This is a genomic window from Mesorhizobium sp. M1217 (genome assembly GCF_040318275.1).
Classification (GTDB): domain Bacteria; phylum Pseudomonadota; class Alphaproteobacteria; order Rhizobiales; family Rhizobiaceae; genus Mesorhizobium.
Genome location: NZ_JAMYMA010000039.1, coordinates 1 through 16823, shown reverse-complemented (window position 1 = coordinate 16823; position 16823 = coordinate 1). Strand labels below are relative to the sequence as shown.

Genomic DNA, 16823 nt, shown 5'->3' with positions numbered 1-16823 from the left:
CGAATGGTTCGAGGCCAAGACCCAGTTCGCCGTCGTCTTCGGCGAAAGGTTCGTCAGCCAATGACGAAACCGGCCTCGCGCACAGAATTCCTGACAGTTCCGCCAAGGAGTGGCCCTATCGTCACCAAAATCGACTATTGCATATCCGAAAAGAATACCGACGCCTTCCTGCATGCGTGCAAAGCGCCACGCTCTTAGCCGCGCCGGTGCGCGAAACTGGACGCTCCAGCGCAACCTCCAAACGCCTTCACTTTGGACAGAGACATTTCGCACGCCAACCTGGATGGACTTTCTTCGCCTGAATCATCGGCTCACGGCAGCGGACAAGGAAGCAGCCCAGCAGCCTCTCGCCTTGCACGATGGAGAGCTTCCTCCACACACAGTCCTTTCGATCGAGCGAACGACCGAGGCAGCTCGTACCCGTGCGTCAACAATCGCTTCTCGTCCTCCGAGGTGACGTCATGATGAAGCTGTCAGCCGATGCCAACCCGCCGCGAAGGGGCCTAGGCTCACTCCCAGGCCCCCTTTCTGGCCTTCGGCTCCACTCAACCGCGCATAAACTGCGTTCCTTTCTCTGACCAGCCAAGGCTTGTCCGACTCCCCCGAAGAGAACCGCCCAAGAGCGCCGGTGTTACTATTTCCACAAGCTCCTAGTCGATAAGGACGCGAAGTCTACGCCATGGAAGGTCGAGCTCCTCGCCGCGCGCGATCAAGGCCATGTGCTCGCTTACCTGCTCGGCAACGGCCCCGGTCAACTCCGGCAGTTCAGTCAATTTTTCAAAGGCGGCCATTCATCTGATCCTTTCGGCAAGGTTGCCACGTCTGTCTGAAGCAAAAGCTCGTCCAGCGTGAGCAGCGGCGAGCGCATCGCCTTGGCATAGGCGTAGTGGAAGCAATCGAACATGCATCGACGAACATTATTCGTCACCACCTGTGAGATCATGGTCGAGCTCGTGATAGGCCTCCGGTTGAACCGGCTTTCGACCTGGCTGAAAAGACAGGCCGTGCTTAACCAGAATCTTTTTCGCCGTTTCTCTCGGGCTTTCCTTTGTTCATCCGGTTGCGGATGGTTTCCCGCAGGGCGACAATCACAGCATCGGTGATGCTTGTGCCGTCAATGCGCGCAAGCTCCCGAACGAGAGTATCGGCCTCCGGATTGTTGGCGAGCGGGCGAGCGGAGAACAGGGCAAGATAATCAAGCAATTTTGAGCCGCGATAGCCTTCCACTCGGCCATCGCGCGTAGGCGGTGGTTCCGGGTCAATCTCACCAAGGCGTCGGGGCTCTGAAAGCGGCCCTCCCCTCCCCTGCTCAGTGCGCGGCTGCAGGAGTTTTGTTGTTGAGGTTGGCCTCCGTATCATTGGGCGTTAGAGCACGCAGCACCGCCTCAGGCTCCCGGTCCATGACGCGAAGCAGTGTACGGGCCGCGCCGCTTGGCTGCCGCTTGCCCTGCTCCCACTTCTTGTAGCCGGATGGACTGGTTCCCAGCACGGTCGCCATCTCATCCTGTGTCAGGTCGAGCTTCTTGCGGATGGCTTTGGCGTCGACCGCGCCAACATCGACGCTGTGCACCTTGATACCGGGAACGTCCTTACCCTGCGCGTGCGCCAGAGCTTCCGACATAGACTGGATCAGATCAGCGCCGAATTTTGTCATCTCGCTCATGTCCTGCTCCTGTTCGCTGCCTTAATCGCCTTGGCGAAGGCTGCAACCGCTTTTGCCTCGTCCGGCTTCAGATCGACCTTTTCATTCTTGCCGTACGCCAACAGCGCGTAGATCGGTGCGTCATCGCTGTACCAGTAGTAGATGACCCTTGCGCCACCGCGCTTACCCTTGCCTTTGGCGCCGAACCGCATCTTTCGAACGCCACCGGTACCTGGAATCTCATCACCCACCTGCGGATTGGCAGCGAGAAAGTCGATCAGTTCCTTCCGCTCATCGTCGCTAAACAGCTCCGCCGCCTGCCTGATGAACAATGGTGTCTCGGCGACGGTCTGCATGCACTTCCTATAACCCAATGGGTTATATATGAGCCAGCGGTGGGCAGAGTCAATGGCCGATCTACCGAAACGACGCCTCCAACCGATCGATTATCCTTATCCTCTGGATTTGGAAATCAGCCCCGCAACGAGCTCTCAGGCGCTGCAAATGGCCGCTGACATGCAAAACGTGCTTCCCGTCGACCACAGGGACGGCTGATCGGCTACCTGCTCGGCGGCAACGACCCCGGTCAATTCCGGCAGTTCAGTCGATTTTTCGAAGACGGTCATTCATCTGATCCTTTTGGCAAGGTCGCCACGTCTGTCTGAAGCAAAAGGTGGTCCAGCGTGAGCCGCGGCGAGTGCATCGCCTTGGAATAGGCGTAGGGGCAATCGAACTTGCTGAGGCGCCGCTTTGCTATGCCGTGCTGTCCGGCGACAGCGACCGCGTAGGACAGGACGTGTCGGGGCGAACCGGGCTCGCAGAGCCGAATCTTTGGTGCTGCGAGCCATTCGACGACGACCGCCTCAGCCGCTTTGTAGGCGCAATTCAACTGATCCGGCCGTGAAAGCACGATGATGGCTTCCTAGGCAGCAAGTGTCATGTGAACGGCGAGCCGCATCGAGCGGCGCCGCTTCATAGGCGTCGGCCGTGTCCTCCGCCGCCATCATCGAGACGATCGCACATGCATCGACGAACATTATTCGTCACCACCTGTTGAGATCATGGTCGAGCTCGTGATAGGCCTCCGGTGGAACCGGCTTTCGACCTGGCTGAAAGACAGGCCGTGCTTAGCCAGTGTCTTTTGCGCCGTTTCTATCGGGCTTTCCTTGTTCATCCGGTTGCGTATGGTTTCCCGCAGGGCGACAATCACAGCATCGGGTGATGCTTGTGCCGTCAATGCGCGCAAGCTCCCGAGCGAGAGTATCCGCCTCCGGATTGCGAATGTTCAGCGTCATGTGTGTAGCTCCAAGCGCGTAGCGCCCTTTACATCACTGTGTAGCTTGGAGCATACCCGCAGTGTCGGTCGATTAGGCTGGCTCACACTTCGCCGGGGGCTTTGTTCATCCTCCTCTTCAAAACTGTTAGCGGCGAGCCAACCCACCAATGTCACTGAGGCGAATTCCCTCGGGACGGGCAGAGGCTGCCTGCCGCGCGTCCTAATGGCCTTGGCGCTTCGGGGACGGGCCACGCTTTTCGGGCGGCGCGAAGCGTGTCCAAAACCTGACAGCGGCAGACAATATGACAGGTTCAGAACAAACAATGGCAAAAATATCAGGTGCATTACAACCGGTCATCTGGGGCACCGGGAGGTTTTTCCAAAGCATGTGCGCGCTGAGCTCGCTGGCATGGCCCTTGCACGAATAAGGGAGCAACCAGAGGCTCCTCTTCCCCCCAACCCGTGCCTCTCTAGGAAGGAAACCAGAGTGCCGACAACCTTACCCTTTGGAAATAACTTTGGACAGCACCCGGTCTTGCAGATGGAGTCCCCGGCCCCTTCGATTCAAGTGGAAACCTGGCTGCGTGGCGAGCCGCTCAGCAGCTTCGAGCCCGGGAAAGTATACATCGTCGAATTTTGGGCAACTTCGTGCGGCCCATGTGTGGACGCGATGCCTCATCTGATGCAGTTGCAGGAGAAATACAGGGACAGCGGCGTTGAGATCATCGGAGTCGCGGCTAGTGAAGACGCTCCAACGGCCGATGAGGCCCGCAGCAATCTGGACGCGTGGTTGACCGAAAAGTTCTCGAATCTGAACTTTCGGATGGCGTTCGACTCCACAGGCGAAATGAAAAAGCTTTGGATGGAGCCCAGCTTTTCTTGCTGGATTCCGACCAGTTTCGTGGTCGACCGAGACGGCCACATCGCCTTTATTGGTGGCCCGACGGAACTCGATGAGGTTTTGCCGAAGGTGCTCAACGGCAGCTGGCGCGCCAGCGATCAAGCGAAAGCCGCCGACAGGGAGCGGATCGCGAAAGGCGAACCCAAAGCGCGCGAACAAGCGCTGACGAAGCCGATCAAGGCTAGATATCGGGCGGCGATGGAGACAAATGATTGGAAGACGGCGCGCTCGGCAATCGAGGAGGGCGTCGCCTTGATGCCGGACAACCTATATTTCCGCGTGAGTCTTGCGCATCTGTTGCTTCACAAAATGCGCGACATGGAGGCCGGCTTGCCCGAAATGCGCCAATTCGTTCGCGACGCGATCAACAGAGAGTCCGAGCACTGGATATATTATGGGCTATTCCTACTCTTCGCGCCGTGCTTTGATTATGCGGGCTTTCCGTCTGCTGAGCGCTTTGCGATGGGCGAAGAGCTGTCTAAACACATCGTGGCACTGCCGCAAGGCCACGGCTCTAAGTTCATGTCTTATCCGATGGTCGCTCAGTACTATCATGAGAGCGGCAACAAAGATCGCGCGATCGAGTTGGTCGAGCAGGCACTTAAGGTGCTGGACGGTCCGGAGCCTATCTCGAACGACCTGAAACAGCACCTTCTACCGGAGTTGCTGCAGGCTCTGGCCAACTACAAGGGTGAGAAGGTTTGTCACGGCACTATCTGTGTAGCTCCGCAAAAGGATTCTCCCAACGTCAATGGGGTGGCCGAGGAGCAAACCTAAGAAGGGGCGTGTCGGAATGCCTTACTGGTCAATTCGTCCACTTTCCTGGCGTGGTTGTGCAAATAGCCGGCCCAGGCGTCCAGCCCAGCCTCGCCGTCATCCGCAAACACGTGACTGACCAAGGAGAAGACGACGTCCCCTGATCACCTCACCAAAACATACTGCCGCTGCGGGTCTCCCGGACCCGTCAAAGATGGCACTGGAGTAAGGCTTGGAACATGAAAAAAGGTTACTAGCCAGCTCGACGCTGCCCACCGATCCACCTGCACCCACAGGCGGGGAAGACGGGGACGCAGCCGACCGCCTGTCTCAGCGCCACGATAGCACTCGCACGCTCCGGCAACGGAACACCATTCAACATCCGCACCAAGGACATCCAAAAATGGCAAAGAATTTCCGGCCGCTGCATGACCGCGTGGTCGTTCGCCGCGTCGACTCCGAAGCGAAGACCGCCGGCGGGATCATCATTCCCGACACCGCAAAGGAAAAGCCGCAGGAAGGCGAGATCGTCGCCGTCGGCTCCGGCGCGCGCGACGAGGCGGGCAAGCTTGTTCCGCTCGACGTGAAGGCTGGCGACCGCATCCTGTTCGGCAAGTGGTCCGGCACCGAAGTGAAGCTCAATGGCGAAGACCTTCTGATCATGAAGGAATCCGACATTATGGGCATCATTCTGACCGCCGAAATCCAGTTCGCCTCTTCCACAGACCTTCGGAGCTAAAAAATGCCCAAAGACGTAAAATTTTCCCGCGACGCTCGTGAGCGCATGCTGCGCGGCGTCAACATCCTCGCCGACGCAGTGAAGGTCACGCTCGGCCCCAAGGGCCGCAACGTCGTCATCGACAAGTCGTTCGGCGCACCGCGCATCACCAAGGACGGCGTCACCGTCGCCAAGGAAATCGAGCTGGAGGACAAGTTCGAGAATATGGGCGCGCAGATGGTCCGCGAAGTTGCTTCGAAGACCAACGACATCGCCGGCGACGGCACCACGACCGCGACCGTTCTGGCGCAGTCGATCGTCCAGGAAGGCCACAAGGCGGTTGCCGCCGGCATGAACCCGATGGACCTGAAGCGCGGCATCGACCTCGCGGTCAGCGACGTCGTCTCGACGCTGATCAAGAACGCCAAGAAGATCAAGACCTCAGAAGAGGTTGCCCAGGTCGGCACCATCGCCGGCAATGGCGATGCTTCGGTCGGCTCAATGATCGCCGAAGCGATGCAGAAGGTCGGCAATGAGGGCGTCATCACGGTCGAGGAAGCCAAGACCGCCGAGACCGAACTCGAAGTCGTCGAAGGCATGCAGTTCGACCGCGGCTATCTCTCGCCCTACTTCGTCACCAACGCCGACAAGATGGTTGCGGATCTGGAAGACGCCTACATCCTTCTCCACGAGAAGAAGCTCTCCAACCTGCAGGCCATGCTGCCGATCCTCGAGGCTGTCGTGCAGACCTCGAAGCCGCTGGTCATCATCTCGGAAGACGTCGAAGGCGAGGCCCTGGCCACGCTGGTCGTCAACAAGCTGCGTGGCGGCCTGAAGATCGCCGCCGTCAAGGCGCCGGGCTTCGGTGATCGCCGCAAGGCCATGCTGGAGGACATCGCCATCCTCACCGGTGGCCAGGTCATTTCCGAAGACCTCGGCATCAAGCTCGAGAATGTCGGCCTCAACATGCTCGGCCGCGCCAAGAAGGTGTCGATCTCCAAGGAGAACACCACCATCGTCGACGGCGCCGGCAAGAAGGCCGAGATCCAGGGCCGCGTCGCCCAGATCAAGCAGCAGATCGAGGAGACCACCTCGGACTACGACAAGGAGAAGCTGCAGGAGCGTCTCGCCAAGCTGGCGGGCGGCGTTGCCGTGATCCGCGTCGGCGGTGCGACCGAAGTGGAAGTCAAGGAAAAGAAGGACCGCGTGGATGACGCCCTCAACGCGACCCGCGCGGCCGTCGAAGAAGGCATCGTTCCCGGCGGCGGCGTCGCCCTGCTGCGCGCTTCGCTGGCCATCACCGTCACCGGCGCCAATGCCGACCAGACGGCCGGCATCGCCATCGTTCGCCGCGCCCTGCAGGCTCCGGCCCGCCAGATCGCAGCGAACGCAGGCGCCGAAGCTTCGATCGTCGCCGGCAAGATCCTCGACAACAAGGGCGCGACCTTCGGCTTCAACGCCCAGACCGGCGAATATGGCGACATGATCGCCATGGGCATCGTCGATCCGATGAAGGTCGTGCGCACGGCTCTCCAGGACGCGGCCTCGGTCGCCGGCCTGCTGGTCACCACCGAAGCCATGATCGCCGAGGCTCCGAAGAAGGAGTCGGGTGGCGGCGGCGGCATGCCTGGCGGCATGGGCGGCGGCGGCATGGGCGGTATGGGCGGTATGGATTTCTGATCCAGCCAACCTCCAACTACAGGAAAAGGGCGGCAGCGATGCCGCCCTTTTCTCTGGCGCGGATCCAAGCCGGCTGCCCGATCCACAGGCCTGCATGCGGCGCACTTTATGGCGGACACCAATGACTGAATTCATTCTGTTCGCCATAGTCGGCTTTCTCGCCCAGGCGGTCGACGGTGCGCTTGGCATGGCATACGGCGCGATCTCCTCGACGGTTCTGCTTTCCTTCGGCGTTCCGCCGGCGCAGGCTTCGGCCGCGGTGCACGCGGCGGAAGTGTTCACCACGGCCGCATCCGGCACGGCGCACCATTACCACCGCAATATCGACTGGAAGCTGTTCTGGCGGCTTGCACCGTTCGGCATCCCCTCGGCGGCTGCCTCGGCGCCTTCGTGCTGACCTTGTTTCGACGGCGACATGGTGAAACAGCTCCGGTGGTTCCGCAAGATCCCCAACAATCCGGTTCCTACCTGCCTGGTGGCTCCGCTGGGCGCCGCAGGCGCGTTCCTCCACCGGCCGGTGGCGGTGGTTGGGGTCCGATGGTCGGCGGCTGAAACACCGCTGGGGGCAATGTTCAACGGATTTCCTGGCCGAGCACGGCCTGACCCCGCATGGCATCCGCCGGTTCTGGCTGCATCAGGCCAATGCGCGCATGAACGCGATGATCCTGAAGCTCTCCTTCGGCCATGATGTCGGCATGACCGGGCGCCAATGGTGCTGGAGCGGCTCGGCAACACGGCGGCGGCCGGCGCGATCATCGCCTTCAAGGAAAACCACGAGGATATGAAGGCGGGCGATTACGGCCTGCTCTGCACCTTCAGGGCGGGGATACTCGATCGGCGGCGCACTGCTCAAGAAGCTTTGACGGGTTTTGCCCGCTCGTTGGCCGGCGCTCTCATGCGCGGCACACGTGAAGGCTGTTCGCCAGTTTGTCACTCGCCCGACCGATGCTATTCTGGATGGACTGGAGCTTCGGACGGCTTGTTCATGAAGGCAGTGTTTCGCCATGCCGGTTTGCCTTGGATCGTCGGGCTCGCGGGCTTCGCGCGTTATGCTCGACGATCGCGAGACGCCGAGCATAATCCGATCCGTCAACCGCACGGCACTATCAGCAAGGCTACGGCGGGGGGCCGCTATCCTCACGCACCTCGGTCATGCCGCAAGCCGCCCTCGCATTCAATGTGTTAGTGGATTCGTGTGAATCTACATCCACACAAACATGTGCTCCAATATTGATCTCGCCGAAGGGGTTGAGCAGCTGGCGCGGTCGTGATTCCAACGGGTTGTCGAAGCCTGATTGGAGAGACCTGATGTGGACGCCAGCTACTCGCCGCCAGCATAACCGCGGAAGCCTGCGTTACGAAACAGACATGACGGACGCAGAGTGGAGTTTGATCGCGCCACTCATGCCCACGGCGCGCCCGACGGGGCGACCGCGCAAATGGCCATTGCGCGAGATCGTGAACGCGATCTTCTACGTCATGCGCGGCGGGATCGGGTGGCGTCTTCTGCCATCGGATTTTCCGCCGAGGAGCACGGTGTTTCGCTGGTTTTGCTTGTTCCGTGACACATGCCTGTTCGAGAAGATCAACCACAAGCTCCTGATGCTGGATCGCGAACGTTGCGGCCGAGAGGCTTCACCCACGGCCTCCGTCATCGACAGCCAGACCGTGAAGACCTGCGAGAGTGGCGGGCCGCGTGGCTATGACGCCGGCAAGAAGATCAAAGGCCGCAAGCGCCATGCGCTGGTCGACACCGACGGTCGGGCTCTCGTCCCTTATCCGCATCCCGCCAGCATCCAGGATCGCGACGGCGCCGGCCCGGTCCTGAACGCCTCGCGGCGACCATTCCCCTTCATCCGAAAGGTGTTCGCCGACCTGGATATCAGGGACCGCGTGTGGCCGAAGGCACCAGTGCGGTTACCAACCCGCGGATAAGAGCTGGATCAACCGTCGTCTTAAGCCCCATCTCGTCCCCGTGCTGCCCATCAACGAAGGACAAACCTGTGACAAAGGACATGGGGCGGAAAAGCTCATCCATCACCCTTGACCACGGTCCGCTCCGTCGTCTGCTCCGTCGTCTGGCGGATTGCACAACAAAGATTTAGGAAATTTCTCACATTTCCGTCCCCCGTTGTAAGTGGCGCCCGGATCCGGAGCGGTCGTTACCAGGGCCAGCGCGATCGCAGGAAGTATCGGGCGCAGCCAGTCAGGCCGAAATTTCGTCGACGGTTTCGGGAGGCCCGGGGCCGCGACATCTTTTGGTGACAGTGTCATTGTTGCCTTTCTGTCGTTCTTTAATGTTTTGCGGATGATCCGGTGTCGTTTGCCATCTGCGATCGGCACGTCGGACGGTTTTGGTAAGGTGACTGGTTTCATAAGGTCGCCAGTTGTTTGTCCCAACAACAACCCTTTTGGCAGAGCTAGCTGACAGTAGCCTCAAAAGCAGTCAGCGAATTTCACGACGTAGTGGTCGAGGCCGAGATCGTCTTTGGTGCGCTCGAAGCCATTCCTCGACCGCCCAGCGCAGGCGGCGGCACCGGCCAGTTCGGCCAACGCCGTGCCCCTGACCAGATAGTAGGCGAGCTTCTCCGGCTCCTTGCGGTGGTCGGAATGACGCTGCTGCCAAAACCTGTGGCGACGAAGCCGAGATCCCCCGCTTCATCGCCGGACCAGCTCTAGCCGCACACGCCTTTGATCCTATCGAGTGCCCGGTCGCGTCGTAAGGAACATCCTGACAGGCTGCATAAACGACATGAATCTACCAATCTTCAAAACAGGGCCATGGCCGGATGATGACCGGACGATAGATCACCGGCCGGTCCCAAGGATCGAAAGCGCACGCGCTTCTCAGGTCCGCGCGGCGCTCGAGCTCGATGCGCTGCAGACATTCGGCGAAGGCATCGTTCCCGACGAAGCCGTAGGACCGGCATTGCGCCTCGTCCGCGGCACGGCGGTCCTCGTCCGCGGCACGGCGGTCTTCCGCCGTCATGCAGCCTGTGCAGATTGTGGCCAGCGCGACCACCATCGCCGTCTTATACCACATACTTTCCTCCTCGACACAAAAGTTGATTGTAGAGATTCTGGGAAGCATTAGATCGCCCGCGGAACCTAGCCCGCTTGATGCACGGCGAAGAGCTTTCGGCGGCCTGAAGCGGCGATCTGGTTTCCTTTGCTGTGCGTTTTCCCAAGCCTCATCAGGCGCCGGCGGTGATCCGTCGTGATGGAAGGCGAGGGTTTGCGGGTTGAGGTCAGCGGGTTTGTTCCGGGACGTCTGCGCCCCATTGTTTATATCGCGAGTTGCGGGATGCGACTGAGGACGATGCGTAGAATGCGCTGGTCCGGGCAGGATGTCGGCAGGTGCAGGCGGATTTGGGTCTTCATGTCGACCATGCGAGCGGCGATCTTGATGAGGCGCAGTCGCAGCGTGTCGAGTTGAGCGACTGCAAAGCTGGAGCGTTTCGGCATCGCGGCACGCAGGCCCCCCATAAGCCAGTAGGCGCCGGCATGCAGGAACAGCCGGAACTGGTTGGCCGTCGCTCTTGTGCCGGAGGTGCGGTCGGCGGCGAGATGCGTCTTCCACGACTTGATGTGGTTCTCGGCAGCGCCGCGCCGGCAGTAGACATCCTCGTAGAGCGCCAATGGGCATGGAGTGCCTGCCATGCAAAGCGAACGGCAGTCATGATGATATCCTTTGCGAGCTCATAATGGAGCGACGATTGCGCGACAATGCATCAGGTGTCCTCACAGCATGCTGTACAACAAGTCAGGATGCATGGAAGTAGCCGGCCTTGAGCACGTCCTGGAGTTCGAGATCTTCCACCGGTCCTTCTTGTGCTGCGAGGTGCAGGACGTATCCTGCGCCTTCGCGTTCAGGATCAGGCGGGTGGAGTCGGCTTTGTGGCCGCAGCCGACGATGAGGATCCTTTGCCCGAGGTCGACAAGGGCGGCGAGCGTGGGACGTCGTCGACTTTGCCGATGCCCCCCTTGCCGTAGAACGCGATCTGACGCAGACGTGACATGTAGCTTTCCTTCTTCTGTTCCATTTGCGGCTGCCCGCGCCATGAAGGCAGCTCGCCGCCTTGCACCAAGGGCTTCAAGACCCGTGCCAACTCGGCTGAGTTGGGCCGGAGCAAAATTTGTGAATACTTTTCAGCTGCTTAGCCCGAGGCAACAAGAGATTGGCTAAGCAAACCGTGTGTAGCGGACCCGACAAAGACGACAATGTGTCGGATTCCGTTACTTGCGACCGCTATTGATCTCCCAGGAGCCCGACAACTGGCCGGCCTCCAATCGGGTGATCCATGTTGAACGTTAGCACATGCTTGGTCTTTGCGCCTCGGCTGCGGCCGCATTAGGTAAGCGTCAGCCGCTGGGTGACGTTGACGGCGTAGATTCTTCACGGCTAGACACCCGAAATCGGCGTGTTGGGCGGGTTCGGGATAGGGGAGAGCTTCGCAGTGTGGATCGGCCCGCCGGTTAAGGAATCGTACTCGCTGGCGATCCTGACCGCTTCCTCGGCCGTTCTGCCCGCGTGCAGCGGGCCCAGTGCAAACTCCGTGCCGGAGCCGATCGCGAAGAATGGCGCCTCGAGCGGCCCGGTAAAGCAGGACCAATGGTTCCAGTAGTGGACGGTGCCGTCGGTCCACACCAGCAGCGCCTTGACGCCGATCTTGCTGTCATGGGTGGGGATGGCCTTCGTTGACCACCTGGCTGCACCATTTGGCGAAGGCGTCGGTCTGGCCGCCGTGGCTCGCGGCGTCGGTCTGGCCGACATCACTCGACGAGGACGCGACCAGGGCGCCATTGGGCAGGACGTGCAGGTTTTTCTTGAAGCCGATCGGGCTGCCGTCGCTCGAATAGACGCGGCTGTCCGTTGCCATGATCCCATCTCGGTACACAATGGTCGTCATGGCAATCACCCGAGGTCGACAAGGGCGGCGAGCGCTGGCGATATGGTGCCTTGACCTCGATTGGTTCATCTATGCCTTCGTGCGCAAGGAGGCAGTGATCTCGTCGCAGATCGAGGGCACGCAGGCAGCACTCGTGGACCTTCTGGCTTTCGAGGCCGAAGAGGGGCCGGCACCCAACGCCGATATGGAAGCGGTCACGAACTACCTCGACACGCTCGCCTATGCCCGCGACCAGCTTGCGTCGAAGCAGGGGCTGCCGATTTCCATGCGCTCCTGAACGAGACGCACAAGCGGTTGATGCGCGTCGTGCGTTGTTCGAACAAGAAGACGTACGCCGCAGCCAGAACTGGATCGGGGGAAGTCGGCCAGGCAATGCGACCTAGGTCCCGCCGCCACCGGATAAGCTTCCCCAGCTTCCCAGCGAATTTGAGAAATACATCCACGTCGACGATCCGCTAGCGAAGCTGGTGCGGGCAGGTTTTCGCCACGTGCAGTTCGAGATCATTTATCCCTATCTCGACCGCAACGGGCGGATCGGGCGACTCCTGATCGCCCTGCTCTTGGAGCACTGGGGCTTACTAAAGGCGCGGCTCCTCTATCTCAGCCTGTTTTTCAAGCGCCACAGGGAAGAGTACTACCGGCGCCTCGATTTTAATCCGGTGGAAGGGAACTGGGAGGGCTGGATAGACTTCTTTCTCGATCGCCACCACTTCCGGTGAAGCCGTCGCTTCGGCGCGTGAACTGTTCAATCTCGTATCCTCGCACCGGGTGCGACTGCTCCAAGCCCAATCCGCCTCCGGCTCCGCAGTCAGACTGTTCGAGCAATCGCCGCGTCATCCGATCGTGAGCGTTGCCTCGGTCATAAAGTTGATCGGCGTAAGCAAGCGACCGCGATCCGTGCGATCGAGGCGCTGACCGAAGCCAATATTCTCGTGGACACCATGGGGAAGAAGCGCGACCGCAGCTTCGCCTATCGCGCCTATCTGGAATGCGTGCGAACCGGAACGGAATTGGACAGTGGCTGATCGCTACCAACCGCGAAATCATATCACGCTGTCAATGACCGTGGAATCCCGACCCCGCATTTTCGCGTGCTCATTCCATGAAAATCACACCACGCTGCGCGAACGACTCCTGCAGCCTCGCCAATTAGTGGCGACGCTTCGGCTATCGGAGGCTGTTCATCCAGGGCTGGCAGTGCGCAAGCGTCGTTCACGACGAACACTGACTGCGGCGGATCGGAGCGGTGCGGGACCGCTCCGCAGGTGAGCCGCCAGGTGAATTCGGGCACTCATCGTTCCTGGCCTCGCATCGAGCCGACCAGGCATGGCCGAGGGGCGCCCACTGGCGCCTTGCGCTGATTAGAGCGAAGTCATCGAAAATCAGCACAAGGCGCACTCGGGCCGCAGAACTTTAGCCGCAGCAGTCACTGTCATCTTCTTCGGCCTTTTTTCTTCTTGACGCCTTGTCGGTGAGGCCGACGATGCGCCTGTTGAGACGGCTGGACAATACTCCGGAGTCGCCGAAGACCACCTCCACATCGTCGCGCGAGACAAAATGAGAGCCATCTCGCGCGAGGCTCCGTTGGGCCAGACGACGGACCATCTCCTTGACATAGACCGCGCTGCTGCCGTCTGAGCGTGCGACGGCATCGGCCACCGCTCCGCTCTCGAAGGTGAGAGCACCACCATAGAGCGCTATCAGCCGCTCGCGGCAACCAGCGTCGGGGAGCGGAATTTCAATAGCTTCGTCCACGCGGCCCGGGCGCGAAGCGAGCGCTTCCTCAATGTCCTCCGGCCGGTTCGTCGTCAGGAAGAAAAAGATATCTGTCCCTGACTCAAGACCGTCCATCTCGTTCAACAGACGGTTGAGGAGGCGTTCGGCCTTTTGACCATGAACATCCTCTCGCGACCGGCCCACCAGATCGACGTCCTCCAGCACGACGATGCTCGGCTGCAAGGTACGCGCCAGCGCGATGTAGAACCCAATCGCAATTGTCTGCTCAGCCGTGACCAGAACGGTAGTGCGGCCAGGCAGGTTGGCACAAACATGACGGATGACGTGCGTCTTGCCTGTCCCAGGAGGTCCGTAAAGCAGAATACCCTTTTGCGTCGATTGGCCGAGACGCTTCAGCTCCTCTCGGTGTCCATCGAAATCGAAGATGTGGGCATCAAGACGCGCCATAGTTGCCTCGGAAAGCACCAGGTCGTTCCGGCATACGGCAGGAAGACCATGAACCCGCATCGTACCCTGCATTCCAGAGGTTCCTGCATCTTCTTCGAAAGAGAGGACCTTGTTGCGATAATATCGTGAGCTCTCGCAGCCCTCCTGGATCTTGCGAAGAAATTCGCGCGAGAAGTCGCATGCCTGCTCGCCGGGCAGAAAAGCGATTTCCACTTGAACGTATGTCATGCCATTGTATGGGGCGGTGAACTGCGACAGAAAAACCGCAACCGGCTCGTCGCCGATCTGGAACAACCACAGGCCGTTGTGCAGAGACGCATAAGGCTCCTCTTCGCCGATGTCGATGTCCTGATATTGCAAGGGTGTTATCGGAACGACGGCATGTTCCTGGCGAATGATAAGGTCTGATAGCTTCATGGGCTCAGAGTCGTAGAACTGGTGGACGCCGACCAGCTTGGGAGACAGAGGCGCGATCTGCTCTTCGATCATGGTTTGAAGATCCGGCAGGAGATGTGGATAAAACCGTCGGTGGGAGCTCGTCAGCTCCATCAAATCATCGGTTTTGAAATGGGCATGAAGTGCCTGCCAGGTAAAGCGAATAACCTCAGTCATGGTGATATCCTTTGTGAGTTCACAATTGATCGACGATTCGCGCGACAATGCATCAGGTGTCCTCACAGCATGCTGTACAACAAGTCAGGATGCTTGGAAGCAGCCGACCTTGAGCACGTCCTGAAGTTCGAGATCTTCCACCGAACCTTCTTGTTCTGCGAGGTGCAGAACGTATCCTGCGCCTTCGCGTTCAGGATCAGGCGGGTGGAGTCGGCTTTGGGGTCTTAGCCGACGATGAGGATCCTTCGCCCGAGGTCGACAAGGGCGGCGAGCGTATTTTGGGACGTCGTCGATTTGCCGATGCCCTCCTTGCCGTAGAACGCGATCTGACGCAGACCTGACATGTAGCTTTCCTTCTTCTGTTCCATTTGCGGCTGCCCGCGACATGAATGCGTTGGCAGCTCTCGCCGCCTTGCACCAAGGTTTTCAAGACTCGTGCCAACGTGACTGACTGGGCCGGAGAAGAAAATTCGTGAATTCTTTTCAGCTGCTTAGCCCGAGGCAACAAGAGATTGGCTAAGCCAGCCTGTGTCGCGGACCCGACAAAGGCGACACAACGTGTCGGCTTCCGTTACTTGCGACCCGCATACCTCGCAGACCGGAAAGAAGTTGGGAATGTCAGGCAGCGAGTCTGAGGCGATTTTGATCGGGGAGACCGCAGCAAGGACGTCGGTCTACGCATACCTCTGTATCGCTCCAGCCTGCCATTGATCTGGGCCGGCCGTTCGCACATTGAGCACGAGCTGGCGCTCAACCGCGACCAACACATCTGCCGCTTTTTACAATGCGTTCGTTGACGGCTCGACCTCGCCTGTCTTGTCTTGGCGCACCCTGGTTATCTTCAGATAGTGGTGCCGAGCGGAATTTCTTACACGCCGCCCAAGCGGTCGTTGGGCCGTCGCGCTGGTGTTGTCACTAATCGCACGTATGATGGCACTCGTGCTGCACCCCGATTTGCAGCTGCTGCTGGGCCAGCTTCTGGTGCTCCAATTCGGCTGGAGTATCGCCAATCATGTCGCCGCGCAAGCCAAGAGGTTCTTGAGCTGTCCCGGAGCGTCGGGTCCTGCAATCGTGACACGCGCCGGGGGTCTCATTCTGAACCGCAGTCGCGTCGGTCCACACGGCGCATATCTGACGGGCACTCGAGAACGCTCAGTTGATTTTGTCGCTTGTCGGAGATGACTGTCGGGCCGCTTAACCGCAATGTTGGATGAGTTTTGCCGGAGCCATACTTTCTAACGCTATCTTTGTTGGTCCAATTCGCCGCAGCCAGAGCACCGGATAAACATCATCTGCATGCGACAAGCGTTTCCCTCAGCACCTAAGGCTCGCAGCGGAACCTGCATGTACGTGTTTTATAAAGAACATCATAGTTCTACTGCGACTATGTCGCAAATCCGACATCGTTGGACAGCGGACAAAACTGACGCGCAACAAAAAGGGAGAAGCCTGCCAAGTGAGGCTGGGCCACCGGCGCTGGCGATCATTCCGCCAACGTTAAGCCAAGAGGCTCGGCTCACTTCTCGGCGCAGGAGTTCAGTATCGGCGTCATCGCCTTCACATGCTCGTCGATCCACCCGAGCACTTTCCCCGCGACAACGTCGCGCTCAGGCAGATGCCACCAGTGCTCGTTGACGAGTTCGACGGTCTCGACCACTGCCTTCAGGACTGGCGGCTCCGGATTGCACGGTTCGCAAATGCTTTCCATCGCGGTGCTGCTAGCGCCTTGAACGAGCGCTCTCCTCCAAGCGAAAGCGCCATGGCGTCCGCGGGAAGATATGGCACGGTCGACAGTAGGTCGTAGATTGGTGAAAGGGCCGGCTTAAAGCCGTTTCCGCGATAGATCAACGACCAGTTCTTCAGGTGCATGTCGCCATTGCCGGTGATGACAGTCAGCGCCAAGCGGCGGACGAATTCGAGAGCCGCCGTAGTCAAGACGGCCACGCCAAGAGCCGAGGCTATGTCATGGTAAGCAGCGCCCTCGTATTTGCGCGAGGGATAGACACCGAAGACCTGAGCAAAATCCTCAATGTGAATCCTATCGCCATCGGCGCCGCGATCGAAGCGTTTGACGAGAAGGACCTTGCCCTCCGACAGCGTGTTGAATTCTTCGGGAATGCCCTCAAAATTGGACTTCTCGACCA

17 protein-coding genes and 8 pseudogenes are annotated in these 16823 nt (G+C 59.7%); 9 read left to right on the top strand and 16 right to left on the bottom strand.

All coding sequences use genetic code 11. The features are described from left to right. Positions 1-90 precede the first annotated feature (90 nt). Positions 91-457, top strand: a pseudogene (locus NKH37_RS33500) (MFS transporter); the annotation flags it as partial. Between the two features lie 193 nt (positions 458-650). On the opposite strand, the gene NKH37_RS33495 reads toward NKH37_RS33500, so the two are convergent. The 8 genes from NKH37_RS33495 to NKH37_RS33460 form a co-directional block, all read right to left on the bottom strand. Continuing rightward, positions 651-791 (bottom strand): hypothetical protein, encoded by a 141-nt coding sequence (locus NKH37_RS33495; protein WP_023722625.1) that lies wholly within the window; start codon positions 789-791, stop codon positions 651-653. Beyond that, the gene (locus tag NKH37_RS33490) at positions 770-943 is read right to left on the bottom strand and encodes a hypothetical protein (protein WP_352485008.1); all 174 of its coding nucleotides are present in this window, start codon (positions 941-943) and stop codon (positions 770-772) included. Before NKH37_RS33490 ends, NKH37_RS33495 begins: the two co-directional genes overlap by 22 nt. Before the next feature lie 65 nt (positions 944-1008). Then, the gene (locus tag NKH37_RS33485; RefSeq protein ID WP_352485009.1) at positions 1009-1227 is read right to left on the bottom strand and encodes a type II toxin-antitoxin system VapB family antitoxin; all 219 of its coding nucleotides are present in this window, start codon (positions 1225-1227) and stop codon (positions 1009-1011) included. An 82-nt stretch (positions 1228-1309) separates the two neighbouring features. Then, positions 1310-1663 carry a helix-turn-helix domain-containing protein gene (locus tag NKH37_RS33480; protein ID WP_023722622.1) on the bottom strand — a complete coding sequence of 118 codons (354 nt, stop codon included), beginning with the start codon at positions 1661-1663 and terminating at the stop codon, positions 1310-1312. Further along, positions 1660-1998 (bottom strand): type II toxin-antitoxin system RelE/ParE family toxin, encoded by a 339-nt coding sequence (locus tag NKH37_RS33475; protein ID WP_352485010.1) that lies wholly within the window; start codon positions 1996-1998, stop codon positions 1660-1662. Before NKH37_RS33475 ends, NKH37_RS33480 begins: the two co-directional genes overlap by 4 nt. A 135-nt stretch (positions 1999-2133) precedes the next feature. After that, entirely contained in the window at positions 2134-2268 is a 135-nt protein-coding gene (locus NKH37_RS33470; RefSeq protein WP_023722620.1) for a hypothetical protein, read from the bottom strand. 237 nt (positions 2269-2505) lie between these two features. Further along, positions 2506-2679, bottom strand: a complete 174-nt coding sequence (locus NKH37_RS33465) for a hypothetical protein (protein ID WP_245278771.1) — start codon at positions 2677-2679, stop codon at positions 2506-2508. A 90-nt stretch (positions 2680-2769) separates the two neighbouring features. Next, the gene (locus tag NKH37_RS33460) at positions 2770-2937 is read right to left on the bottom strand and encodes a type II toxin-antitoxin system VapB family antitoxin (RefSeq protein ID WP_352485012.1); all 168 of its coding nucleotides are present in this window, start codon (positions 2935-2937) and stop codon (positions 2770-2772) included. Positions 2938-3459: 522 nt separating this feature from the next. Here NKH37_RS33460 and NKH37_RS33455 point away from each other — a divergent pair. From NKH37_RS33455 to NKH37_RS33430, 6 genes and pseudogenes are all read left to right on the top strand, one after another. After that, on the top strand, positions 3460-4596 hold the full coding sequence (locus NKH37_RS33455; RefSeq protein WP_352708773.1) for a redoxin family protein: 1137 nt from the start codon (positions 3460-3462) through the stop codon (positions 4594-4596). Between the two features lie 382 nt (positions 4597-4978). Next, entirely contained in the window at positions 4979-5314 is a 336-nt protein-coding gene (gene groES / locus NKH37_RS33450) for a co-chaperone GroES (protein WP_352485014.1), read from the top strand. A 3-nt stretch (positions 5315-5317) separates the two neighbouring features. Next, on the top strand, positions 5318-6973 hold the full coding sequence (groL, locus tag NKH37_RS33445; RefSeq protein WP_353042508.1) for a chaperonin GroEL: 1656 nt from the start codon (positions 5318-5320) through the stop codon (positions 6971-6973). A gap of 121 nt (positions 6974-7094) precedes the next feature. Next, a pseudogene (locus tag NKH37_RS33440) lies at positions 7095-7513 on the top strand (sulfite exporter TauE/SafE family protein); the annotation flags it as partial. Positions 7514-7551: 38 nt separating this feature from the next. Then, a pseudogene (locus tag NKH37_RS33435) lies at positions 7552-7836 on the top strand (3-oxoacyl-[acyl-carrier-protein] synthase III C-terminal domain-containing protein); the annotation flags it as partial. A 445-nt stretch (positions 7837-8281) separates the two neighbouring features. After that, positions 8282-8886 (top strand): annotated as a pseudogene (locus NKH37_RS33430) (IS5 family transposase); the annotation flags it as partial. A gap of 845 nt (positions 8887-9731) precedes the next feature. Here the strand turns inward: NKH37_RS33430 and NKH37_RS33425 are convergent. The 5 genes and pseudogenes from NKH37_RS33425 to NKH37_RS33405 all read right to left on the bottom strand — a co-directional run bounded on the left by NKH37_RS33425 (position 9732) and on the right by NKH37_RS33405 (position 11883). Continuing rightward, entirely contained in the window at positions 9732-10016 is a 285-nt protein-coding gene (locus NKH37_RS33425) for a hypothetical protein (RefSeq protein WP_023723021.1), read from the bottom strand. Between the two features lie 242 nt (positions 10017-10258). After that, positions 10259-10609 (bottom strand): annotated as a pseudogene (locus NKH37_RS33420) (transposase); the annotation flags it as partial. 142 nt (positions 10610-10751) lie between these two features. After that, positions 10752-10992: pseudogene (gene nifH / locus NKH37_RS33415) on the bottom strand (nitrogenase reductase); the annotation flags it as partial. Between the two features lie 383 nt (positions 10993-11375). Further along, on the bottom strand, positions 11376-11621 hold the full coding sequence (locus NKH37_RS33410) for a hypothetical protein (protein WP_023723018.1): 246 nt from the start codon (positions 11619-11621) through the stop codon (positions 11376-11378). 28 nt (positions 11622-11649) lie between these two features. Beyond that, positions 11650-11883 carry a hypothetical protein gene (locus NKH37_RS33405; RefSeq protein ID WP_352708768.1) on the bottom strand — a complete coding sequence of 78 codons (234 nt, stop codon included), beginning with the start codon at positions 11881-11883 and terminating at the stop codon, positions 11650-11652. Here NKH37_RS33405 and NKH37_RS33400 point away from each other — a divergent pair. Together NKH37_RS33400 and NKH37_RS33395 are read left to right on the top strand one after the other, a co-directional pair. Then, positions 11882-12160, top strand: a complete 279-nt coding sequence (locus NKH37_RS33400) for a Fic/DOC family N-terminal domain-containing protein (RefSeq protein ID WP_245278789.1) — start codon at positions 11882-11884, stop codon at positions 12158-12160. The two genes, NKH37_RS33405 and NKH37_RS33400, sit on opposite strands and share 2 nt — an antisense overlap. 160 nt (positions 12161-12320) lie before the next feature. Further along, complete coding sequence (locus NKH37_RS33395) at positions 12321-12602, top strand: Fic family protein (protein ID WP_352485048.1); 282 nt, start codon at positions 12321-12323, stop codon at positions 12600-12602. A 694-nt stretch (positions 12603-13296) separates the two neighbouring features. Here the strand turns inward: NKH37_RS33395 and NKH37_RS33390 are convergent. The 3 genes and pseudogenes from NKH37_RS33390 to NKH37_RS33380 form a co-directional block, all read right to left on the bottom strand. Then, on the bottom strand, positions 13297-14679 hold the full coding sequence (locus tag NKH37_RS33390; protein ID WP_352485047.1) for an AAA family ATPase: 1383 nt from the start codon (positions 14677-14679) through the stop codon (positions 13297-13299). A 102-nt stretch (positions 14680-14781) separates the two neighbouring features. Next, positions 14782-15023 (bottom strand): annotated as a pseudogene (locus tag NKH37_RS33385) (AAA family ATPase); the annotation flags it as partial. A gap of 1172 nt (positions 15024-16195) precedes the next feature. Beyond that, a pseudogene (locus NKH37_RS33380) lies at positions 16196-16823 on the bottom strand (type II toxin-antitoxin system HipA family toxin); the annotation flags it as partial.

Bases quoted from the DNA above. Each gene is read 5' to 3' on its own strand.
- NKH37_RS33495 (WP_023722625.1), bottom strand. From the start codon at position 791: ATGGCCGCCTTTGAAAAATTGACTGAACTGCCGGAGTTGACCGGGGCC.
- NKH37_RS33490 (WP_352485008.1), bottom strand. From the start codon at position 943: ATGATCTCACAGGTGGTGACGAATAATGTTCGTCGATGCATGTTCGAT.
- NKH37_RS33480 (WP_023722622.1), bottom strand. From the start codon at position 1,663: ATGAGCGAGATGACAAAATTCGGCGCTGATCTGATCCAGTCTATGTCG.
- NKH37_RS33475 (WP_352485010.1), bottom strand. From the start codon at position 1,998: ATGCAGACCGTCGCCGAGACACCATTGTTCATCAGGCAGGCGGCGGAG.
- NKH37_RS33470 (WP_023722620.1), bottom strand. From the start codon at position 2,268: ATGACCGTCTTCGAAAAATCGACTGAACTGCCGGAATTGACCGGGGTC.
- NKH37_RS33465 (WP_245278771.1), bottom strand. From the start codon at position 2,679: ATGTTCGTCGATGCATGTGCGATCGTCTCGATGATGGCGGCGGAGGAC.
- NKH37_RS33460 (WP_352485012.1), bottom strand. From the start codon at position 2,937: ATGACGCTGAACATTCGCAATCCGGAGGCGGATACTCTCGCTCGGGAG.
- NKH37_RS33455 (WP_352708773.1), top strand. From the start codon at position 3,460: ATGGAGTCCCCGGCCCCTTCGATTCAAGTGGAAACCTGGCTGCGTGGC.
- groES (WP_352485014.1), top strand. From the start codon at position 4,979: ATGGCAAAGAATTTCCGGCCGCTGCATGACCGCGTGGTCGTTCGCCGC.
- groL (WP_353042508.1), top strand. From the start codon at position 5,318: ATGCCCAAAGACGTAAAATTTTCCCGCGACGCTCGTGAGCGCATGCTG.
- NKH37_RS33425 (WP_023723021.1), bottom strand. From the start codon at position 10,016: ATGTGGTATAAGACGGCGATGGTGGTCGCGCTGGCCACAATCTGCACA.
- NKH37_RS33400 (WP_245278789.1), top strand. From the start codon at position 11,882: ATGGCAATCACCCGAGGTCGACAAGGGCGGCGAGCGCTGGCGATATGG.
- NKH37_RS33405 (WP_352708768.1), bottom strand. From the start codon at position 11,883: ATGACGACCATTGTGTACCGAGATGGGATCATGGCAACGGACAGCCGC.
- NKH37_RS33390 (WP_352485047.1), bottom strand. From the start codon at position 14,679: ATGACTGAGGTTATTCGCTTTACCTGGCAGGCACTTCATGCCCATTTC.